The sequence below is a fragment of the Thalassospira profundimaris WP0211 genome (genome assembly GCF_000300275.1).
GTDB lineage: Bacteria > Pseudomonadota > Alphaproteobacteria > Rhodospirillales > Thalassospiraceae > Thalassospira > Thalassospira profundimaris.
In genome coordinates this window covers 37903-53546 of sequence record NZ_AMRN01000003.1, presented here as the reverse complement: position 1 = coordinate 53546, position 15644 = coordinate 37903, and the positions used below count along the sequence as shown (strand labels likewise).

Below are 15644 nucleotides of genomic sequence, written 5' to 3'. Positions count from 1 at the left end.
AAACCCGCATTTCACGCCAGCGACGACTTGCTGCCGGACGGCTCACCATCATCAGACGCAAGCACATAACAGTTCTTGCCGCGCGCCTTGGCGGCATAAAGGGCATCATCCGCCTGATCAAGAAGCACGTCGATGGTTTTGCCGTGCACCGGACAAATGGCAATGCCGATGCTCATATGAATGGAAACACGATTGCCGCCGGTAATAAAGGGCATCTGGATGTCGTTCAAAATCCGTTCGGCCAACATTGCGGCTTCACCCTCGCCACTCGTTCCGACATGACACACCACCACCATCTCATCCCCACCGAGACGCACAACCAGATCGCCACCGCGCACACAACGGCGCAACCGTTTTGCGACCTCGCGCAGGACATCATCGCCAGCTGAGTGACCGAACTTGTCATTGATCGGTTTAAAGTCATCAAGATCAAGCATCATGACCGCAAGTTGGGTCTTCTGGCGATCAGCATGGGCAAGTGCATGTTCGAAATAGACATCAAGCGCCAAACGGTTGCCAAGTCCGGTCAGGTTATCGTGATGGGCAATGTGTTCCATCTGGCCAAGGGCTGCGTCCTTTTCCGTCAGCTTGGCAAGCAACGCATTGAGGCTGTTTGACAGGATTTTGATTTCTCTTGCGCCATCAAAATCGGGAAGACGTTCAATTTCGCCACGTTTCATCGCCTCGATCGAACGGGCCATCTTGCCGATCGGTCCAACAAAGAAACCAGCCCCCCACCATGCAATCACGCTGGAGACGATACTTAACACCAACCCCCACGCCATGATGTCGCGGCGCAGGACATACACCGGCTCAAGCGCCTCTTCGACGGGCTGACGCACCAGAATTGACCAGTTCAGACCGGCATAATCAAGGTGACCGTCGGCCGGGGCATAGCCCGTCAGATACTCTGCGCCATCCGGCCAAGTGCTGATCTTCCATCCGATATTGTTGCGCTGCGCCTGCTGCAGAGCATCAAGTTCAAGCGATGAGCCGACCATCGCCCCGTCCGCCCCCAAAAGAACAGTGCCATCGGCAGATACGACAAATATATCGACATCCCGATGGATCCCCTGCCCGGCAAAAAGTGTTTTGCGGACATTATCGGCCCATTCCCAACTCAGATGGGTGGCAAATACGCCGGTGAACTGATCGTTTTTGTTGAACAGGGGAACGGCAATATCGACAAACTGGATCGGCTCCCCGTTATAAAGCGGGAATTTTTCAGCCAGCAATTTCGCATCGTGAACATCACCGATAAACTGTCCGTTCTTGCCATACTGATACACTGGGCGCTGCGCGATATTCGCCCCGAGTAACAAGTCGTTCGTCGACGCAACCACCGTCCCGTCGCGATCAAGCACACCTATCCAGGTAAAGATCGGGATTTCGCGGCTTAGGCGATTGACGATGCTTGAAATCTGTTGGGTATCTTCGAGCTCTTGCAGGACAGAGAGCGTGCTTAGGACCGAAACCTCGCCACGGTGGGTCCACATGATACGGTCAAGTTCATCAGCCATCTGACGGGCAATATCAGAAACACCCAGACCAATCTGCTTTTGCAGATCAGCACCGGATCGCTTTCCGATCACAAAGCTCATCAGTACGGTCAGGCCAACCAGTAGCAGCGCTGTTGCCAGAGCTACTTGCACGCGGATTCCGACCTGTAACAACTTGTTCAAGGCTGATCCTCTCACTCTCCATTGCCGGGGTCTTCTTTTTGTTTTTGAAACCCTCAGCAGCGGTTGTTTTACCACACCGCTTTTATGAACGTGAATATAAGAATCAGCAGACGGCTTTTTAAGTAGTTGATTGAACAAAAATACGGCAACCGCAAAGAGCGGTCGCCGCATTACCCATACAGTTTTAAGCGCTGTTAGATGTCAAAAAACACGGTTTCGCCATCGCCCTGCAAGATGATGTCAAACCGGTAGACCGGGATCGGTCCACTGTCATCACGATCAGCAATCAGGGTCTTGCGACGGGTTTTCTGTTCGATCAGGTTCAGAACAGGATCAGCCGCATTCGAATCTTGTTCGTCGGCGAAATACATCCGGGTATTCAGCCCGATATTAATACCCCGTGCCACGATCCAGAAGTTGATATGCGGCGCCATGTCTTTGCCATTGCGACCGGAAACCACACCTGGCTTGATGGTTTCAAAGCGATAGACGGCAGTATCGAAATCCGTTCCCGTCCGGCCCCAGCCGCGGAAATCCTCATCGATTTTGCCAGAATTCTGACGATCAAGTTCATGGTTGTAGCGCCCGTCTGCATTGGCCTGCCAGATTTCAAGCAGCGCATCACGCAGTGGCGTTCCGGTACCATCAATCACCCGCCCTTCGATGATGATCCGTTCCCCACGGGTGTTTTCATCGGCCAGAAGGTTGGTGAAGTTGTTTTCAAAAATGTCAAAACCGGCCTGATTGGGAATGAGCCCGATATGAACATACGGGCCCGCCGTCTGGGAGGCGGTTTCTTTGAGATAATCAAGGCTTTGCACCATGGATCAGTTTCCTTCCAGACGGTTTTCAAACAGGGTCGAACGACGGCCGCGCAGGACGATGTCAAACTTGTAGGCAATGGTATCAAGCGGCACCGAGCCCTTGAGATCAATCGGCGCTATCAGGCGGTTGATCGCATCCTCGTCCGGGATGACATGCACAATCGGACACTCCTTTATCAATGGATCGCCTTCGAAATACATCTGGGTGATCAGGCGCTGGGCAAAGCCGGACCCGAATACCGAAAAATGGATATGGGCCGGACGCCAGCTGTTGACGTAGTTGCGCCATGGATACGGACCCGGCTTGATGGTACGGAAAAAGTAGTAACCGTTTTCATCGGTCAGCGCCCGGCCACAGCCGCCAAAGTTCGGATCAATCGGCGCCAGATAGGTATCTTTTTTGTGGCGATAGCGTCCTCCGGCATTGGCCTGCCAGAATTCGACCAGCGTATTGGGTACCGGACGGTTGTTTTCATCCAGAACCCGCCCATGCACGATGATACGTTCGCCAATCGGATCGCCATCCTTGGCGTAGTTTCGGACCAAATCGTTATCAAGTGGCCCCAGTTCGTTCTGACCGAAAACCGGACCGGTAATTTCCGACAAGGATCCTTGCAGCGACAGCAGCGACTGGCGCGGGGAACGCGCAACCGATGTCTTGTAGATCGGGGTGTAGCCTGCTGGCTGCAGCGTTCTGTCACGCTGATAGAATTCCATGATTTTTCCTCCGCAGATGATGCTCCGGACTATTGAATGTCCGCGTTAAACGCATCCTGCGCGGCCAATTGCATAAAATAAATGCATCATTTATCATCTTACTCATGAGCAATTTTGATCATTTGGAACTGGACGGCCATGCGTTGCGTCTGTTTCTGGCCGTTCTTGAAGAAGGGTCGGTCACGGCTGCCGCCGAACGGCTTGGCGTGACGCAATCGGCGGTCAGCCACAACTTGACCAAATTGCGCCGGATCATGCGCGATCCGCTTTTCACCAAATCCGGGCGCGGGATCGTGGCAACCGCGCATGCACAAAATCTGGCCGAACAGGCGCGGTTTCTTCTTGATCAGATGCAGGCCTTTGCCAGTGGTGCGCATTTCGAACCCGATGGCGCATCCATGAGCCTGACCATTGCCGCCAACGATCTGCAGCGTGATCTTTTGTTGCCAACACTGTTTCGCAATCTGGAAAGCGCGCTTGCTAATATCCGGATGACGGTGGTGCCGTCCCTTCTGCCCGGACCGGCCTTGTTGCGTGAAAATCATTGCGACCTTCTGATTTCGCCGCGGCCACCCGAAGGTGTGGATATCGTGCAAAAGCGTCTTCTGACCGATCATTACATGGTGTTTTATGATCCGGATATGCGCGACGCCCCGCAAAGCGATGATGATTATCTGTCCGCGCGCCATATCACGGTGCGCTATGGCAATAACCGCACGCTTGAGTTTGACGACATGCTTGAAAATCATGGTGTAGAACGCAACATCGCTTTGCGGGTACCGAACTTTACCGCCATTGCCGAATTCCTGCGCGGAAGCAATATGATCGCAACCTTGCCAAGCCTTCTGCAAAAACATGCGCTGCGTGATTTTGCACGTGCGCCGATGCCGCTCGCGGGTCTAAAAAAGGGCACGCTTGATCTTCCTATTTTCATGTGTTGGCACCAACGCTATCAGCACGATCCATCGCATCTTTGGTTACGTGAACAGCTTGAAGATGTTGCCGCAGCCAGATTGCGCATGCCGATAGAACACCCCGTTTCGCAACCCACAGATCACGGGCAAGCCCCGCAAAGGACATCATGACGATTACCGAAATCATCTATTGGCTTGAACTGGCAGGGGTCGCCGTTTTTGCGATTACCGGCGCGCTTGAGGCATCCCGTCGCCAGATGGACATGGTCGGATTTGTCCTGATTGCGACCTTTACCGGCATTGGCGGCGGCACTGTTCGCGATGTCATTACCGGGGCAACACCGGTTTTCTGGATACGCGATACCACCTGGCTTGTGACCTGCATCGGGGCTGCCGTCATCACATACTTCACCGCCCATCTGGTTGAACGACGTTATGTTGCCTTGCTGTGGCTCGATGCGCTGGGGTTGGCAGTGTTCGGGGTCACCGGGGCCGCCATCGGCCTTAATCTGGGCGTATCCCCGTTGGTCGCAATCGTTCTGGGCATGATCACGGCCACCTTTGGCGGGATGGTGCGTGATGTTGTCTGTAATGAAATCCCGCTGATTCTGCGCCCGGAGATTTATATCACCTGTGCGCTGGTCGGTGCAGGGATCTATGTGATTGGCACAGCGATCCTTGATTTGCCGCGCGGGCCGATTGCCGTGATTGCGTTCTTTGCCGCATTCCTGATGCGGGCATGTGCGATCAAGTTCAAGCTAAGCTTCCCGGTCTACAGGGCCCGTCCGGGTCGGGAATACTAGGGCAGCACACCCGCTGTCCCATTCCCTACTCAACGATCAACTGAACCCGGTCGCTTGAAAAGGCGGTCACACCGTATTCGATTGGCGCACCAGCGGAATCAACATCGACACTTTCCGTCGAAATCACCGGTCGATTGCGCGCCTGTTTAAGAAGGTTGGCAACACGTGATGACGGAAGCGTTGCCGAAATGCGCGTGGTCTTTCGTGTGTAATCATCAATCCCGAAGCGTTTGAAGGCTTCTGTGAGCGATTTGGTTTCGACAAATATCTCGACAATGCCGTCAAAGCGCGCGGCCGGAAGATAACTTGTCGCAACCGCAAGCGGGACACCGTCGGCCTCGGATACCGAAAACAACTCGATCACCCGCGTGCCCGGTTTGACATCGAGGAACTGCGCGATGGTCGAATTGGCTTTGAGGACCTCGGACGAGATCAGGCGTTTGTCGGGCAAGCGATGGCGGCCCGATACGATCTGCGAAAACCTGGTCTTGGAACCAAGCGGGTAGTCAAGGATCTGTTCCTGAACAAAGGCGCCGCGCCCCTGTTCGACACGGACAACATTGGAATCGACAAGTGCGGCCATGGCGCGGCGCACCGTATGGCGATTCACCCCAAAACGCCGGACCAATTCCATCTCGGTCGGCATCTTTTCGCCCGGTGTGAAAACGCCGTCAGAGATATCAGCCAGAAGCTGCTTTTCTATTTGCTTCCAAATAGATAGGCCCGGTTCCCAATCCATTGCATTCCCCGTTCACAAAACTTTCACCGCAAGACCTTTGCCTTTGGTGCTGGATCGTCTTATAACGTCAATAGGTATAGACGTCTAGACAAATTTTGAATTTGTCGACATAAGTTGAAAAGGGATCAGTTTGATGACGGCGCACCCCGCCCCGAATGCCCGGACAGATCAAAACCGGAATGCAGACACCCCCACCGATCCGCATATTGCCGCGCGCCAAAAATGGATGTCGGTTCTGGCCCGCACATCCCGTGCCCGCCTTGAAACCGAATGGTCGGAAAATCACGGTAATGAAAGCTGGACACACCTGCGCGAACCGCAAATCGGCATGGTGATGGTACGCGGCCGCGCTGGTGGTGCCGGGCAGCGTTTCAACCTTGGTGAAATGACCGTGACGCGTTGTGCCGTCACGCTGTCAGATGGCACCGTCGGGCATTCCTACGTCAAGGGACGTGATCGCATTCAGGCGCAATATGCCGCCCTGTTTGATGCGGTGATGCTGCGCGACGGATCGGCAAGCGATTTCATCGACACCCTGGCCGCCGAACAGGCCGCGGCCAAACGCGATCATGCCCGCAAGGTTGCCGCCACCAAAGTTGATTTCTTCACACTTGTCCGCGGAGAAGACGAATGACGCCCCAACCCCAATCAGCCCCCGCCCAGACAAGCGAAATGCTGCCCGGTTTTGACCATGCAGCATTTGATTCAAACGCTGTTTTCCGCGCCCTGCTTGATGCGATGTCACGGCCCGGTCGCATTTATGATTTGCCGGTCAGTGTTTCCGCACCCGATGGCCTGAACAAAGCCGCCACTGCAACGCTTCTTGCCATGGCAGATATGGATACGACCATCTGGCTATCGCCAAGTTGCGCGACCAAGGCCGCGGGCAATCATTTGAAATTCCATTGTGGTTGTCCGATCAGCACGGATGTCAAACAGGCCGATTTTGCAATTGCGCGCATTTCCGACGATCTGTCCTTTGTCACCGATCTTGCCGTTGGCAATGCGGAATACCCGGATCAATCGGCAACCCTGATCCTGATGGTTGATGAGATTTCAGATCGCCCGTCCATGACCCTAAAGGGGCCGGGCATCAAGGATACGCATAGCCTTAGCATCAAGGGCCTGCCCGCAAGCTTCCATGCATGGCGCGCAGAAAACCATCACCTGTTTCCGTGCGGTGTTGATGTGATTTTCGCAAGCGAAACCCAGATCGCCGCCCTGTCACGCACCACCCGGATCGAGGTCAATTAATCATGTATGTTGCAGTAAAAGGTGGCGAACGCGCCATCAACAATGCGCACAAGCTTCTGGCCGAGCAGCGCCGGGGCGATACGGACATTGCCGAAATCGAAACTGATCAGATCGAACAGCAACTGTCGCTGTCCGTCACCCGCGTCATGGCCGAAGGGTCGCTTTATGATCGCGATCTGGCCGCTCTTGCCATCAAGCAGGCCCGTGGTGATTTGATCGAGGCGATTTTTTTGATGCGGGCCTATCGCACGACGCTGCCGCGTTTTGCCTTTTCCAAACCGATCAAAACCGCCGAGATGGATGTTTCACGTCGCATTTCGGCAACCTTCAAGGACCTGCCCGGCGGGCAGATCCTGGGCCCGACCTTTGATTACACGCATCGCCTGCTGGATTTCACGCTGATGGCCAACGGCGAAGTACCGACCGAGGCGCCGAGTGGTGAAAATCCGATCGATGAGAACATGCCGCGCGTTCTTGATGACATCCTGAACTATGAAGGTCTTATTCAGGATGAACCGGTTCCGGTTGATGAAAATGCCCCGGTTGCCGATCTGACCCGCGAGCCGGTCAAATTCCCGGCCGGGCGTGACTTGCGTTTGCAGAACCTGTCACGCGGGGATGAGGGATTTGTTCTGGCACTCGGCTATTCCACCCAGCGCGGCTATGCCAACAGCCATGCCTTTGTCGGCGAAATCCGCTATGGCACCGTTTCGATCGAAATCGAACCCGAAGAACTCGGCTTTGCAATTGATATCGGTGACATCGAACTGACCGAGTGCGAGACGGTCAACAAGTTCAAGGGATCAAAAACCAAGCTGCCGCAATTCACCCGTGGCTATGGTCTTGTGTTTGGTCAGAACGAACGCAAGGCCATTTCGATGGCACTGGTCGATCGTGCCATGCGCGCCAATGAAATGGGCGAACAGATCATGGGCCCGGCACAGGACAGCGAGTTCGTGATGGAACATAGCGACAATGTCCAGTCCACCGGCTTTGTCGAACATATCAAGCTACCACACTATGTCGATTTCCAGGGCGAACTTGAACTGGTGCGCCGTATGCGCGCCGAGGTCGAGGAACGTCTGGCAAAGTCGGAAACTGAGAATGGCACATCCCAACCTGAGGCCGCGGAGTAATCCCATGGAACAGACTGTCAAAAATCCGGCCGACGGAGCACCGGACTATAACTTTGCCTATCTTGATGAACAGACCAAACGCATGATCCGGCGTGCCCTGCTTAAGGCCGTGGCGATCCCGGGCTATCAGGTGCCGTTTGCCGGGCGCGAAATGCCGATGCCGTATGGCTGGGGTACAGGCGGTGTTCAGGTAACAGCCGCCGTAATCGGCCCGAATGATACGCTTAAGGTCATTGATCAGGGGGCGGATGACACCACCAACGCGGTTTCCATACGGCAGTTCTTTGCCAAGACCGCACAGGTGGCCACCACGGAGAAGACCGCCGAGGCATCGATCATTCAGACCCGCCACCGCATTCCCGAAAAGGAACTGCGCGAAGATCAGGTGCTGGTCTATCAGGTGCCGATCCCCGAACCGCTTCGCTTCCTTGAGCCGCGCGAAACCGAAACGCGCAAGATGCACGCGCTTGAAGAATACGGCCTGATGCATGTGAAGCTTTATGAAGATATCTCACGTCATGGTCATATCGCGACCACCTATGCCTATCCGGTTATGGTCGATGATCGCTATGTGATGGACCCGTCGCCAACGCCAAAGTTCGACAATCCGAAAATGAACAATATGGCAGCCCTTCAGCTTTTTGGGGCCGGTCGCGAAAAGCGCATCTATGCCCTGCCGCCCTACACCAAGGTCAAAAGCCTCGATTTCGAAGATCATCCGTTCGAAGTTCAGACCTGGGAAGACGAATGCGGCATGTGCGGTGCCCGCGACAGTTACCTTGATGAGGTTATCCTCGATGATCAGGGCAATCGGATGTTTGTCTGCTCGGACACCGATTACTGCGCGGAACGACAGGAAGCCGGCCATCGCGGCCCGCAACATCATGACCAACCCCTTGGCACCGCAGATCGCGGGAAGGCAGCAGAATAATGACCCAAATGAACGAACCGCTTCTGCGCGTGGATAACCTGACCATGATGTATGGCGACCGGGTTGGCTGCAAGGATGTCAGCTTTGAACTCCGTCCCGGTGAAGTTCTTGGCATCGTTGGGGAATCCGGATCTGGCAAGTCCACTTTGCTGCGCAGCATTTCCGCCCAGCAGGAACCGACGAAGGGAACGGTTGAATACCAAACCCGCATTGATGGCGTGCGCGATGTCTATCAGATGTCCGAAGCCCAGCGTCGCCTCTTGATGCGCACCGATTGGGCGTTTGTGCATCAGAACCCGCGTGATGGATTGCGTATGAATGTCAGTGCCGGGGCCAACATTGGCGAACGGCTGATGGCGATTGGTGATCGTCATTATGGCAACATCCGCAGCAATGCGGACAGCTGGCTTGGCAAAGTCGAAATTGCGTCCGAGCGCCTTGATGATCTGCCATCAACCTTTTCGGGCGGCATGCAGCAACGCTTGCAGATTGCCCGCAACCTCGTAACCAGCCCGCGCCTCGTCTTTATGGACGAACCCACGGGTGGGCTTGATGTTTCTGTTCAGGCCAGATTGCTCGATCTGCTGCGCGGGCTGGTTCACGATCTTAATCTTGCGGTGATCATCGTCACCCACGATTTGGCAGTGGCACGACTTCTTTCGCACCGGCTGATGGTGATGCAACAGGGCAAGGTCATTGAACATGGCCTGACCGATCAGGTTCTTGATGACCCGCAGCATCCCTATACGCAGCTGCTTGTTTCTTCCATTCTGCAAAACTGACCGGGGCGAAGAAAATGTCTGAAATGCTTCATGCTCAAAACGTCGCCAAAAGCTTTACCCTGCACACACAGGGCAGCGTGACCATCCCGGTTTTTGAGGGCGTTGAATTCATGCTTTCGGCTGGTGAATGCATCGCGCTGACCGGTGAATCCGGATCGGGGAAAAGTACCTTCATGCGCATGCTTTATGCCAATTACACATGCTCTCAGGGCTCTATTAAGGTGTTCCATGATGGCGACTGGCTTGATATCACCACTGCCAGCCCGCATTCGATACTGGAAATCCGCAAGCGTACGCTGGGCTATGTTTCGCAGTTTCTACGCGTGATACCGCGTGTACCGACCCTTGATATCGTTGCCGAACCGCTGGTGGCCCTTGGCACGGATCGCAAGACCGCCACTGACAAGGCACGCGATCTTTTGACACGCCTTCGCATACCGGAACGTCTTTGGCAGCTTTCGCCACTGACCTTTTCGGGTGGGGAACAACAACGTGTGAATATTGCGCGTGGCTTTATTGCCGATTATCCGATCATGCTACTTGATGAACCGACCGCATCGCTTGACGCCCAAAATCGCGCCACAGTTCTGGCGCTGATTGAAGAAGCCAAAAGCCGTGGGGCCGCGATTGCCGGTATTTTCCATGACCACGAAACCCGTGATGCCGTCTGCACCGGGTCGTTTGATGTGACTTCGTTTAAAGTTGGGGCCAATGACTGAACAGATTTTTACCAATGCCAAACTCGTTCTGGCCAATGAAGTCATTGATGGCGCCGTGCAGGTCAAGGACGGCAAGATCAGCGATATTTCTGATCGTCCGTCCAACCTGCCAGGGGCAGAGGACATGGGTGGCGATTACCTGATGCCGGGTCTGGTCGAGCTCCATACCGACAATCTCGACAAACATCTTACCCCGCGCCCCAAAACGCGTTGGCCGGCAACAGCCGCCGTGGTTGCCCATGACAATCAGGTCGCCAGTGCCGGGATCACCACCGTGTTTGATGCGGTATCCATCGGTGATGTCAATGAAGGGTCAGAACGCATTGTCAGACTGATTGAATCGGTCAATGCCCTTGAACACGCACTGGAAAATGCATTGCTGCGCGCGGACCATAAACTGCATCTGCGCTGCGAAACGTCCTTCCCCGGCATGGTCGAGGCCCTTGGTCAATTGATCGACCTGCCACTGGTCAGCATGCTTTCGGTGATGGATCACACACCGGGTCAGCGCCAGTTCGTCAGTCTTGATGCCTATTACACCTACTATCAGGGCAAATACGGCCTGAACGACGAGGAAATGCGCAAATTCATCGCCACCCGCCGTCGCGATGCAGAGCTTTATTCCGAAAAGCACCGCCGCCATGTGGTCGAACAGGCCCATGCCAAGGGCCTTGCACTTGCAAGCCACGATGACGCCACCACCGAACACGTCGCCGAGGCGGTTGCAGACAAAATGACCGTTGCCGAATTCCCCACCACGCTTGAAGCCGCCAAGGCATCCCATGAAGGTGGGCTTGGTGTGATGATGGGTGGCCCGAACCTTGTGCGCGGCGGATCGCACAGCGGCAATGTTGCGGCAGGCGAGCTGGCAAAGCAGGGTTACCTCGACATCATATCAAGCGACTATGTCCCGCACAGTCTTTTGCACGGTGCGATGAAGCTGTTTGACGAGTTCGAAGGCTACGATCTGCCACGGGCCATTCGCACGGTGTCGCTTAATCCGGCGACCCAGGTCGGGCTTGATGATCGCGGGGAGATCGCGGTTGGCAAACGTGGTGATCTGATCCGTGTGCATCATTCGCCGCACCACCCAATTGTGCGCGGTGTCTGGCGCGAAGGCGTGCGGGTGTCATGACCGGGGCGCCAGCACATACTTGCAGATCAGGATACGGACTTTTGGTCCTTGTCGTCGGCCCAAGTGGTGTTGGCAAGGACACCCTTCTCGATGCGGCGCGCGAAAGACTGGCTGATGACAAGCAGTTCTGCTTTCCACGGCGCTGCATCACCCGCCCGGCCGGATCGGTCGGAGAAACACACATCCCCGTCCGGCCCGAAGATTTCGGGCAAATGGCACGTCAGGGGGCGTTCCTGCTGAGCTGGATGGCCCATGATCTGGGATACGGCATCCCGCGCCATGTTCTTGGTGAGGTCGAGGCCGGCAAAACCGTCATCGTCAATGTATCGCGCAGCGTCATTGGCGATGCCTGTGCCCTTGTCGGGCAAAACAACGTGCGGGTGATCAGCATCAGCGCCAGCAGCGAGGCATTGCGCAAACGGCTTGAGGCTCGCGGGCGCGAAGATGCCCTTGATATCGAACGCCGGCTTGCACGCGCATCCGCCTATCAGATCGATGGCGATCATGTTGTTCATGTTGATAATGATGCCGATCTTGAAACCGGCATCGCGCGCTTCATCCACGCAATTGAAATGCCACAACCAATTGCAAACCGCGCCTGAGGCTGTTTCAGCCATCCAAAAATGCTGCACCTTGAAAGCGCAGCATTTTTATCCTGCCAACGGGAAACGTTTCAGCAATCTGAACGGCTTATGATCACCCGGATCACCAAACAGGCAGACTTCGCGAACGGTAAATGGTTCCTGACACAGTCGTGCGACCAAGCCGGACAGTGCCGCCTTGAAGGCATCGATCTGGTCGTCTGACAGTTTATTGGTCAATGTCAGATGGAAGCGGAATTCTTCCATGACATAGGGATAGCCCCAGCGCACAAGATAGGCTTCCTGCCGATCCGTCAGACCGCTAGCACGGCGCTTGTTCATTGCCGCTTCGTCTTCGGGCTGGCGAAAGTCATCGAGTTCGCGCACCAGTGTTGCCGCAAGGTCGGCCAAGTCCCCGACAGGTTCGGTCGGAACAAGGGCCAGAAAACGACCAATCGCCTTTAAGACCAGATGCCCGCACGTTACCGGTGCAGTCGTTTTGCAAAGGCGCGAAACGGCTGCTTCCAGATCGCCACGATCCATGCCGCTTGGCAGTGCGAATGGCGGTTTCAGGGTACCATGAAAACCGTATCGGCTTGGCGACGTGGTTGCTGCCACAATCTCGGCTTCCGTCAAGCCCGCAACAGTTGGACGGGCCAACTGGTTTCCGGTTTCCGGATCACGCCCCAGCCAGGCATTGCCAAACTGCCCCAACGCGCTTTGCGGTTCTGGCGCATAATAAAGCGCGTAGCGTTGATATTGGTCGGTCATGAGTGAACTCTGGAAACGGGTGACGTGGCGAGAAACGCCGAAGGTCAGTAGCTTAACCTCCGGCATCCATCAAATCATTGGGAAATATTGATCGGTTAAACCGTATCGTATTTCAGGCAAAAGTCACGCACCGGAAGCGTTCGGAAATCCTGCAACCTCTCGCGCAGAATATCGTGCGACCAGTCCCACCAGCGAATACGCATAAGCGCATCGACGATGTCTGCCTCAAACCGGGGACGCAGGGGGACTGCCGGAATGCCTGTCACAATCGTGTAGGGCGCGACATCCTTGGTGACCACCGCACCGGACCCAACGACCGAACCGATCCCGATAGTGACACCACCTTGGACAATCGCGCCATGTCCGATCCAGACATCATGCTCCAGACGCACACGTTTTTCGCGACGCCAGTCAAAGAAGGCCGGATCATCTTCGCCCAGTTCATAGGCGCTGGAGCGATACTGAAAATGATGCATCGACGCCCGATCCATCGGATGCTGTCCCGGGTTGATCCGGGTATGGGCAGCGATGTTCACGAACTTGCCGATATCGGAATAGATGATCTCGCTGTCATTCACGACATAGGAATAATCATCCATTTTCGTTTCGCGCACCGAGGTCCGTGCACCGACTTCGGTCCAGATCCCCATTTCGCAATCAACGACAATCGCTGTTTGGTCAATCGTGGGCTGTTCCGACAATGCCTTCATTGCCGGTTTGGCCTGCGTAATCTTAAACGCCATGATCAGGTCACCAGTTTACGCAGACGCTGGGACACCATATCGAGCAGGCTGACCGAGATAATGATGATGATCATGACTGCCGCTGTTTCCGCGTAATAGAAGCCACGGATATATTCCCAAAGCACCATGCCGATACCACCGGCCCCAACAATGCCCAGCACGGTGGCCGAACGCACATTGCTCTCGAACCGGTAAAGCGAATAGGAAATCCAAAGCGGCAAGACCTGCGGGATCACACCAAAGATGACTTCCTGAAGCGCATTGGCCCCCGTTGCACGAATGCCTTCGACGGGTTCGGGATCAATCGCCTCGACCGCCTCGGAAAACAGTTTGGCAAGCACACCCGTGGTGTGAATCCAAAGTGCGAGGACACCGGCAAACGGGCCAAGGCCGACCGCAACAACGAACAACATGGCAAAGACCATTTCGTTGATCGCGCGGAAGGAATCCATCAGGCGACGGACCGGCTGATAGACCCAGACAGGGACGATATTTTCAGAAGAAAGAATACCAAACGGGATCGAGCAAACGATGGAAAGCGCTGTGCCCCAGATCGCAATCTGGATGGTGATCCACATTTCTGCGACATACATCTTCCACATCAGGAAGTCGGGCGGGAAGAAGCCCTCGGCAAAGTCGACCATGTTACCGCTGTTTTCAAACAGCGCCATCGGGCGCATATCTGCCCCCTCCCACGACATGGCCAGAAGTCCAAGGATGATCGCCCAAAGCAGGAAGCTTGATGCCGACCGCTTAAGGTCACGCGGCGGAAGCTCCGTTGCGACAGATGATGTCGAAGAAATGCTGCTGTTCATCGTTCAAATCCCGGAATTAAAAGCAAACAGGGAGCGCACCTTTGATGCACTCCCTGTCGAAAAGTCGGTTACTGGTAGGCAACCAGGATGTCGAGTTCAGCAAGTTTCTTGTCGATCTCGGCAACACGTTCTGCTTTTTCTTCAGCAGAAAGCTCTTCGGTGTTCTGGATTTTCAGCTTGTCCTTGAACAGGGCCAGCTGACGGATCGGGTAAAGCTGTGCGTTCGAGCTTTCCATGAAAAGACCCATGCCATCGGAGTTGTTGGCAAGAACTTCCTTGGCGCTTTCAACATCGCCGAAACGACCGTAACCAAGGAAGAATGCCTTGATTTCGGATTTCAGTTCGCGCGACAGGTCTTTACGGTAAACCATCGGGTCAGACGGGATCAGCGGCGAGGTCCAGATGACTTTGACCTTGTCGGTGATTTCCGGCTTGTTCATTTTGGTACGGCCAAGCTGCTCGGAGTTGTTGGCAGCAACATCAACCTGCTTGTTGGCAGTCGCCATCAGGTTGGTTTCGTGGTTGGCATTCCGAACGGTCTTGAAGCATTCCTTCGGGTCAACGCCATTCTTGGCGAAGACATAATAGGACGGAACCAGGAAGCCCGAGGTCGAGTTCGGATCACCGATCCCGAAGTTCAGCGAACCATCACATTTCAGCATGTCTTCAAGGGTTTTGACCTTGTCGTTATCAGCCTGGGTGATGATGTGGGAGTAGTAACCGTTCGAACCATCGGATTTGGAGGTCTGAACGAAAACTTCGCCACCGGCGCGGTCAACGGCTTCCATTGCCGACTTGTTGCCGAACCAGCCAACATGAACCTTGCCAAAGCGCATGCCTTCGATGATGCCGGCATAATCCGGTGCAAAGAATGCCTCGACGTCTTTGCCAAGGGCTTCTTCCATGTCATCGATCAGCGGCTGCCACTGAGCTTTGAGGTTGGAAGTAGATTCGGTCGAAATGATACCGAAAACGATGGTTTCCGGGTCCTGTTCGAGCGGCTTGAATTCAACATCGGCCTTGGCAACGACGGATGCCAGCATCGTTGCCGCAAATGCTGCGGATGCGATTGTCTTAACGTTCATAAGAAGTCCCCTG

General features: G+C 55.0%; 18 protein-coding genes. 10 read left to right on the top strand and 8 right to left on the bottom strand.

Going from position 1 to position 15644, the window contains the following annotated elements; genetic code table 11:
- Positions 1-11: 11 nt before the first annotated feature.
- The 3 genes from TH2_RS06995 to pcaH form a co-directional block, all read right to left on the bottom strand.
- Positions 12-1682 carry a GGDEF domain-containing protein gene (locus tag TH2_RS06995; RefSeq protein ID WP_008889708.1) on the bottom strand — a complete coding sequence of 557 codons (1671 nt, stop codon included), beginning with the start codon at positions 1680-1682 and terminating at the stop codon, positions 12-14.
- A 194-nt stretch (positions 1683-1876) separates the two neighbouring features.
- Positions 1877-2506, bottom strand: coding sequence for a protocatechuate 3,4-dioxygenase subunit alpha (gene pcaG / locus TH2_RS06990; protein WP_008889707.1), 630 nt, complete (start codon positions 2504-2506; stop codon positions 1877-1879).
- Positions 2507-2509: 3 nt separating this feature from the next.
- Positions 2510-3223, bottom strand: a complete 714-nt coding sequence (gene pcaH / locus TH2_RS06985; RefSeq protein ID WP_008889706.1) for a protocatechuate 3,4-dioxygenase subunit beta — start codon at positions 3221-3223, stop codon at positions 2510-2512.
- 104 nt (positions 3224-3327) lie between these two features.
- On the opposite strand from pcaH, the gene TH2_RS06980 reads away from it, so the two are divergent.
- A complete protein-coding gene (locus TH2_RS06980; RefSeq protein ID WP_008889705.1) occupies positions 3328-4308 on the top strand; it encodes a LysR family transcriptional regulator in 981 nt (326 codons plus the stop codon).
- Positions 4305-4940, top strand: a complete 636-nt coding sequence (locus TH2_RS06975) for a trimeric intracellular cation channel family protein (protein WP_008889704.1) — start codon at positions 4305-4307, stop codon at positions 4938-4940. The genes TH2_RS06980 and TH2_RS06975 overlap by 4 nt, the downstream gene beginning before the upstream one ends.
- A 25-nt stretch (positions 4941-4965) precedes the next feature.
- Here TH2_RS06975 and phnF read toward each other — a convergent pair whose 3' ends face one another.
- The gene (gene phnF / locus TH2_RS06970) at positions 4966-5679 is read right to left on the bottom strand and encodes a phosphonate metabolism transcriptional regulator PhnF (RefSeq protein WP_008889703.1); all 714 of its coding nucleotides are present in this window, start codon (positions 5677-5679) and stop codon (positions 4966-4968) included.
- Between the two features lie 133 nt (positions 5680-5812).
- On the opposite strand from phnF, the gene phnG reads away from it, so the two are divergent.
- The 8 genes from phnG to phnN are packed head-to-tail and all read left to right on the top strand — an operon-like array spanning position 5813 to position 12238.
- On the top strand, positions 5813-6313 hold the full coding sequence (gene phnG, locus TH2_RS06965) for a phosphonate C-P lyase system protein PhnG (RefSeq protein ID WP_008889702.1): 501 nt from the start codon (positions 5813-5815) through the stop codon (positions 6311-6313).
- The gene (gene phnH, locus TH2_RS06960; RefSeq protein ID WP_008889701.1) at positions 6310-6933 is read left to right on the top strand and encodes a phosphonate C-P lyase system protein PhnH; all 624 of its coding nucleotides are present in this window, start codon (positions 6310-6312) and stop codon (positions 6931-6933) included. The genes phnG and phnH overlap by 4 nt, the downstream gene beginning before the upstream one ends.
- Positions 6934-6935: 2 nt before the next feature.
- Entirely contained in the window at positions 6936-8069 is a 1134-nt protein-coding gene (locus tag TH2_RS06955; RefSeq protein WP_008889700.1) for a carbon-phosphorus lyase complex subunit, read from the top strand.
- A 4-nt stretch (positions 8070-8073) separates the two neighbouring features.
- Positions 8074-9000 carry an alpha-D-ribose 1-methylphosphonate 5-phosphate C-P-lyase PhnJ gene (locus tag TH2_RS06950; protein WP_008889699.1) on the top strand — a complete coding sequence of 309 codons (927 nt, stop codon included), beginning with the start codon at positions 8074-8076 and terminating at the stop codon, positions 8998-9000.
- A complete protein-coding gene (gene phnK / locus TH2_RS06945; RefSeq protein WP_193386501.1) occupies positions 9000-9782 on the top strand; it encodes a phosphonate C-P lyase system protein PhnK in 783 nt (260 codons plus the stop codon). Before TH2_RS06950 ends, phnK begins: the two co-directional genes overlap by 1 nt.
- A 14-nt stretch (positions 9783-9796) precedes the next feature.
- Positions 9797-10501: a phosphonate C-P lyase system protein PhnL gene (gene phnL / locus TH2_RS06940; RefSeq protein WP_040823046.1), complete on the top strand. Its 705-nt coding sequence runs from the start codon at positions 9797-9799 to the stop codon at positions 10499-10501.
- Complete coding sequence (locus TH2_RS06935; RefSeq protein ID WP_008889696.1) at positions 10494-11636, top strand: alpha-D-ribose 1-methylphosphonate 5-triphosphate diphosphatase; 1143 nt, start codon at positions 10494-10496, stop codon at positions 11634-11636. Before phnL ends, TH2_RS06935 begins: the two co-directional genes overlap by 8 nt.
- 41 nt (positions 11637-11677) lie before the next feature.
- On the top strand, positions 11678-12238 hold the full coding sequence (phnN, locus tag TH2_RS06930) for a phosphonate metabolism protein/1,5-bisphosphokinase (PRPP-forming) PhnN (RefSeq protein ID WP_008889695.1): 561 nt from the start codon (positions 11678-11680) through the stop codon (positions 12236-12238).
- A gap of 48 nt (positions 12239-12286) precedes the next feature.
- Here the strand turns inward: phnN and TH2_RS06925 are convergent, their stop codons facing one another.
- From TH2_RS06925 to phnD, 4 genes are all read right to left on the bottom strand, one after another.
- Positions 12287-12988, bottom strand: a complete 702-nt coding sequence (locus TH2_RS06925; protein WP_008889694.1) for a DUF1045 domain-containing protein — start codon at positions 12986-12988, stop codon at positions 12287-12289.
- A 95-nt stretch (positions 12989-13083) separates the two neighbouring features.
- On the bottom strand, positions 13084-13731 hold the full coding sequence (locus TH2_RS06920; protein WP_008889693.1) for an LbetaH domain-containing protein: 648 nt from the start codon (positions 13729-13731) through the stop codon (positions 13084-13086).
- Between the two features lie 2 nt (positions 13732-13733).
- Positions 13734-14546, bottom strand: coding sequence for a phosphonate ABC transporter, permease protein PhnE (gene phnE / locus TH2_RS06915; RefSeq protein WP_008889692.1), 813 nt, complete (start codon positions 14544-14546; stop codon positions 13734-13736).
- 68 nt (positions 14547-14614) lie between these two features.
- Positions 14615-15631 (bottom strand): phosphonate ABC transporter substrate-binding protein, encoded by a 1017-nt coding sequence (gene phnD / locus TH2_RS06910; protein WP_008889691.1) that lies wholly within the window; start codon positions 15629-15631, stop codon positions 14615-14617.
- Between the last annotated feature and the right edge of the window lie 13 nt (positions 15632-15644).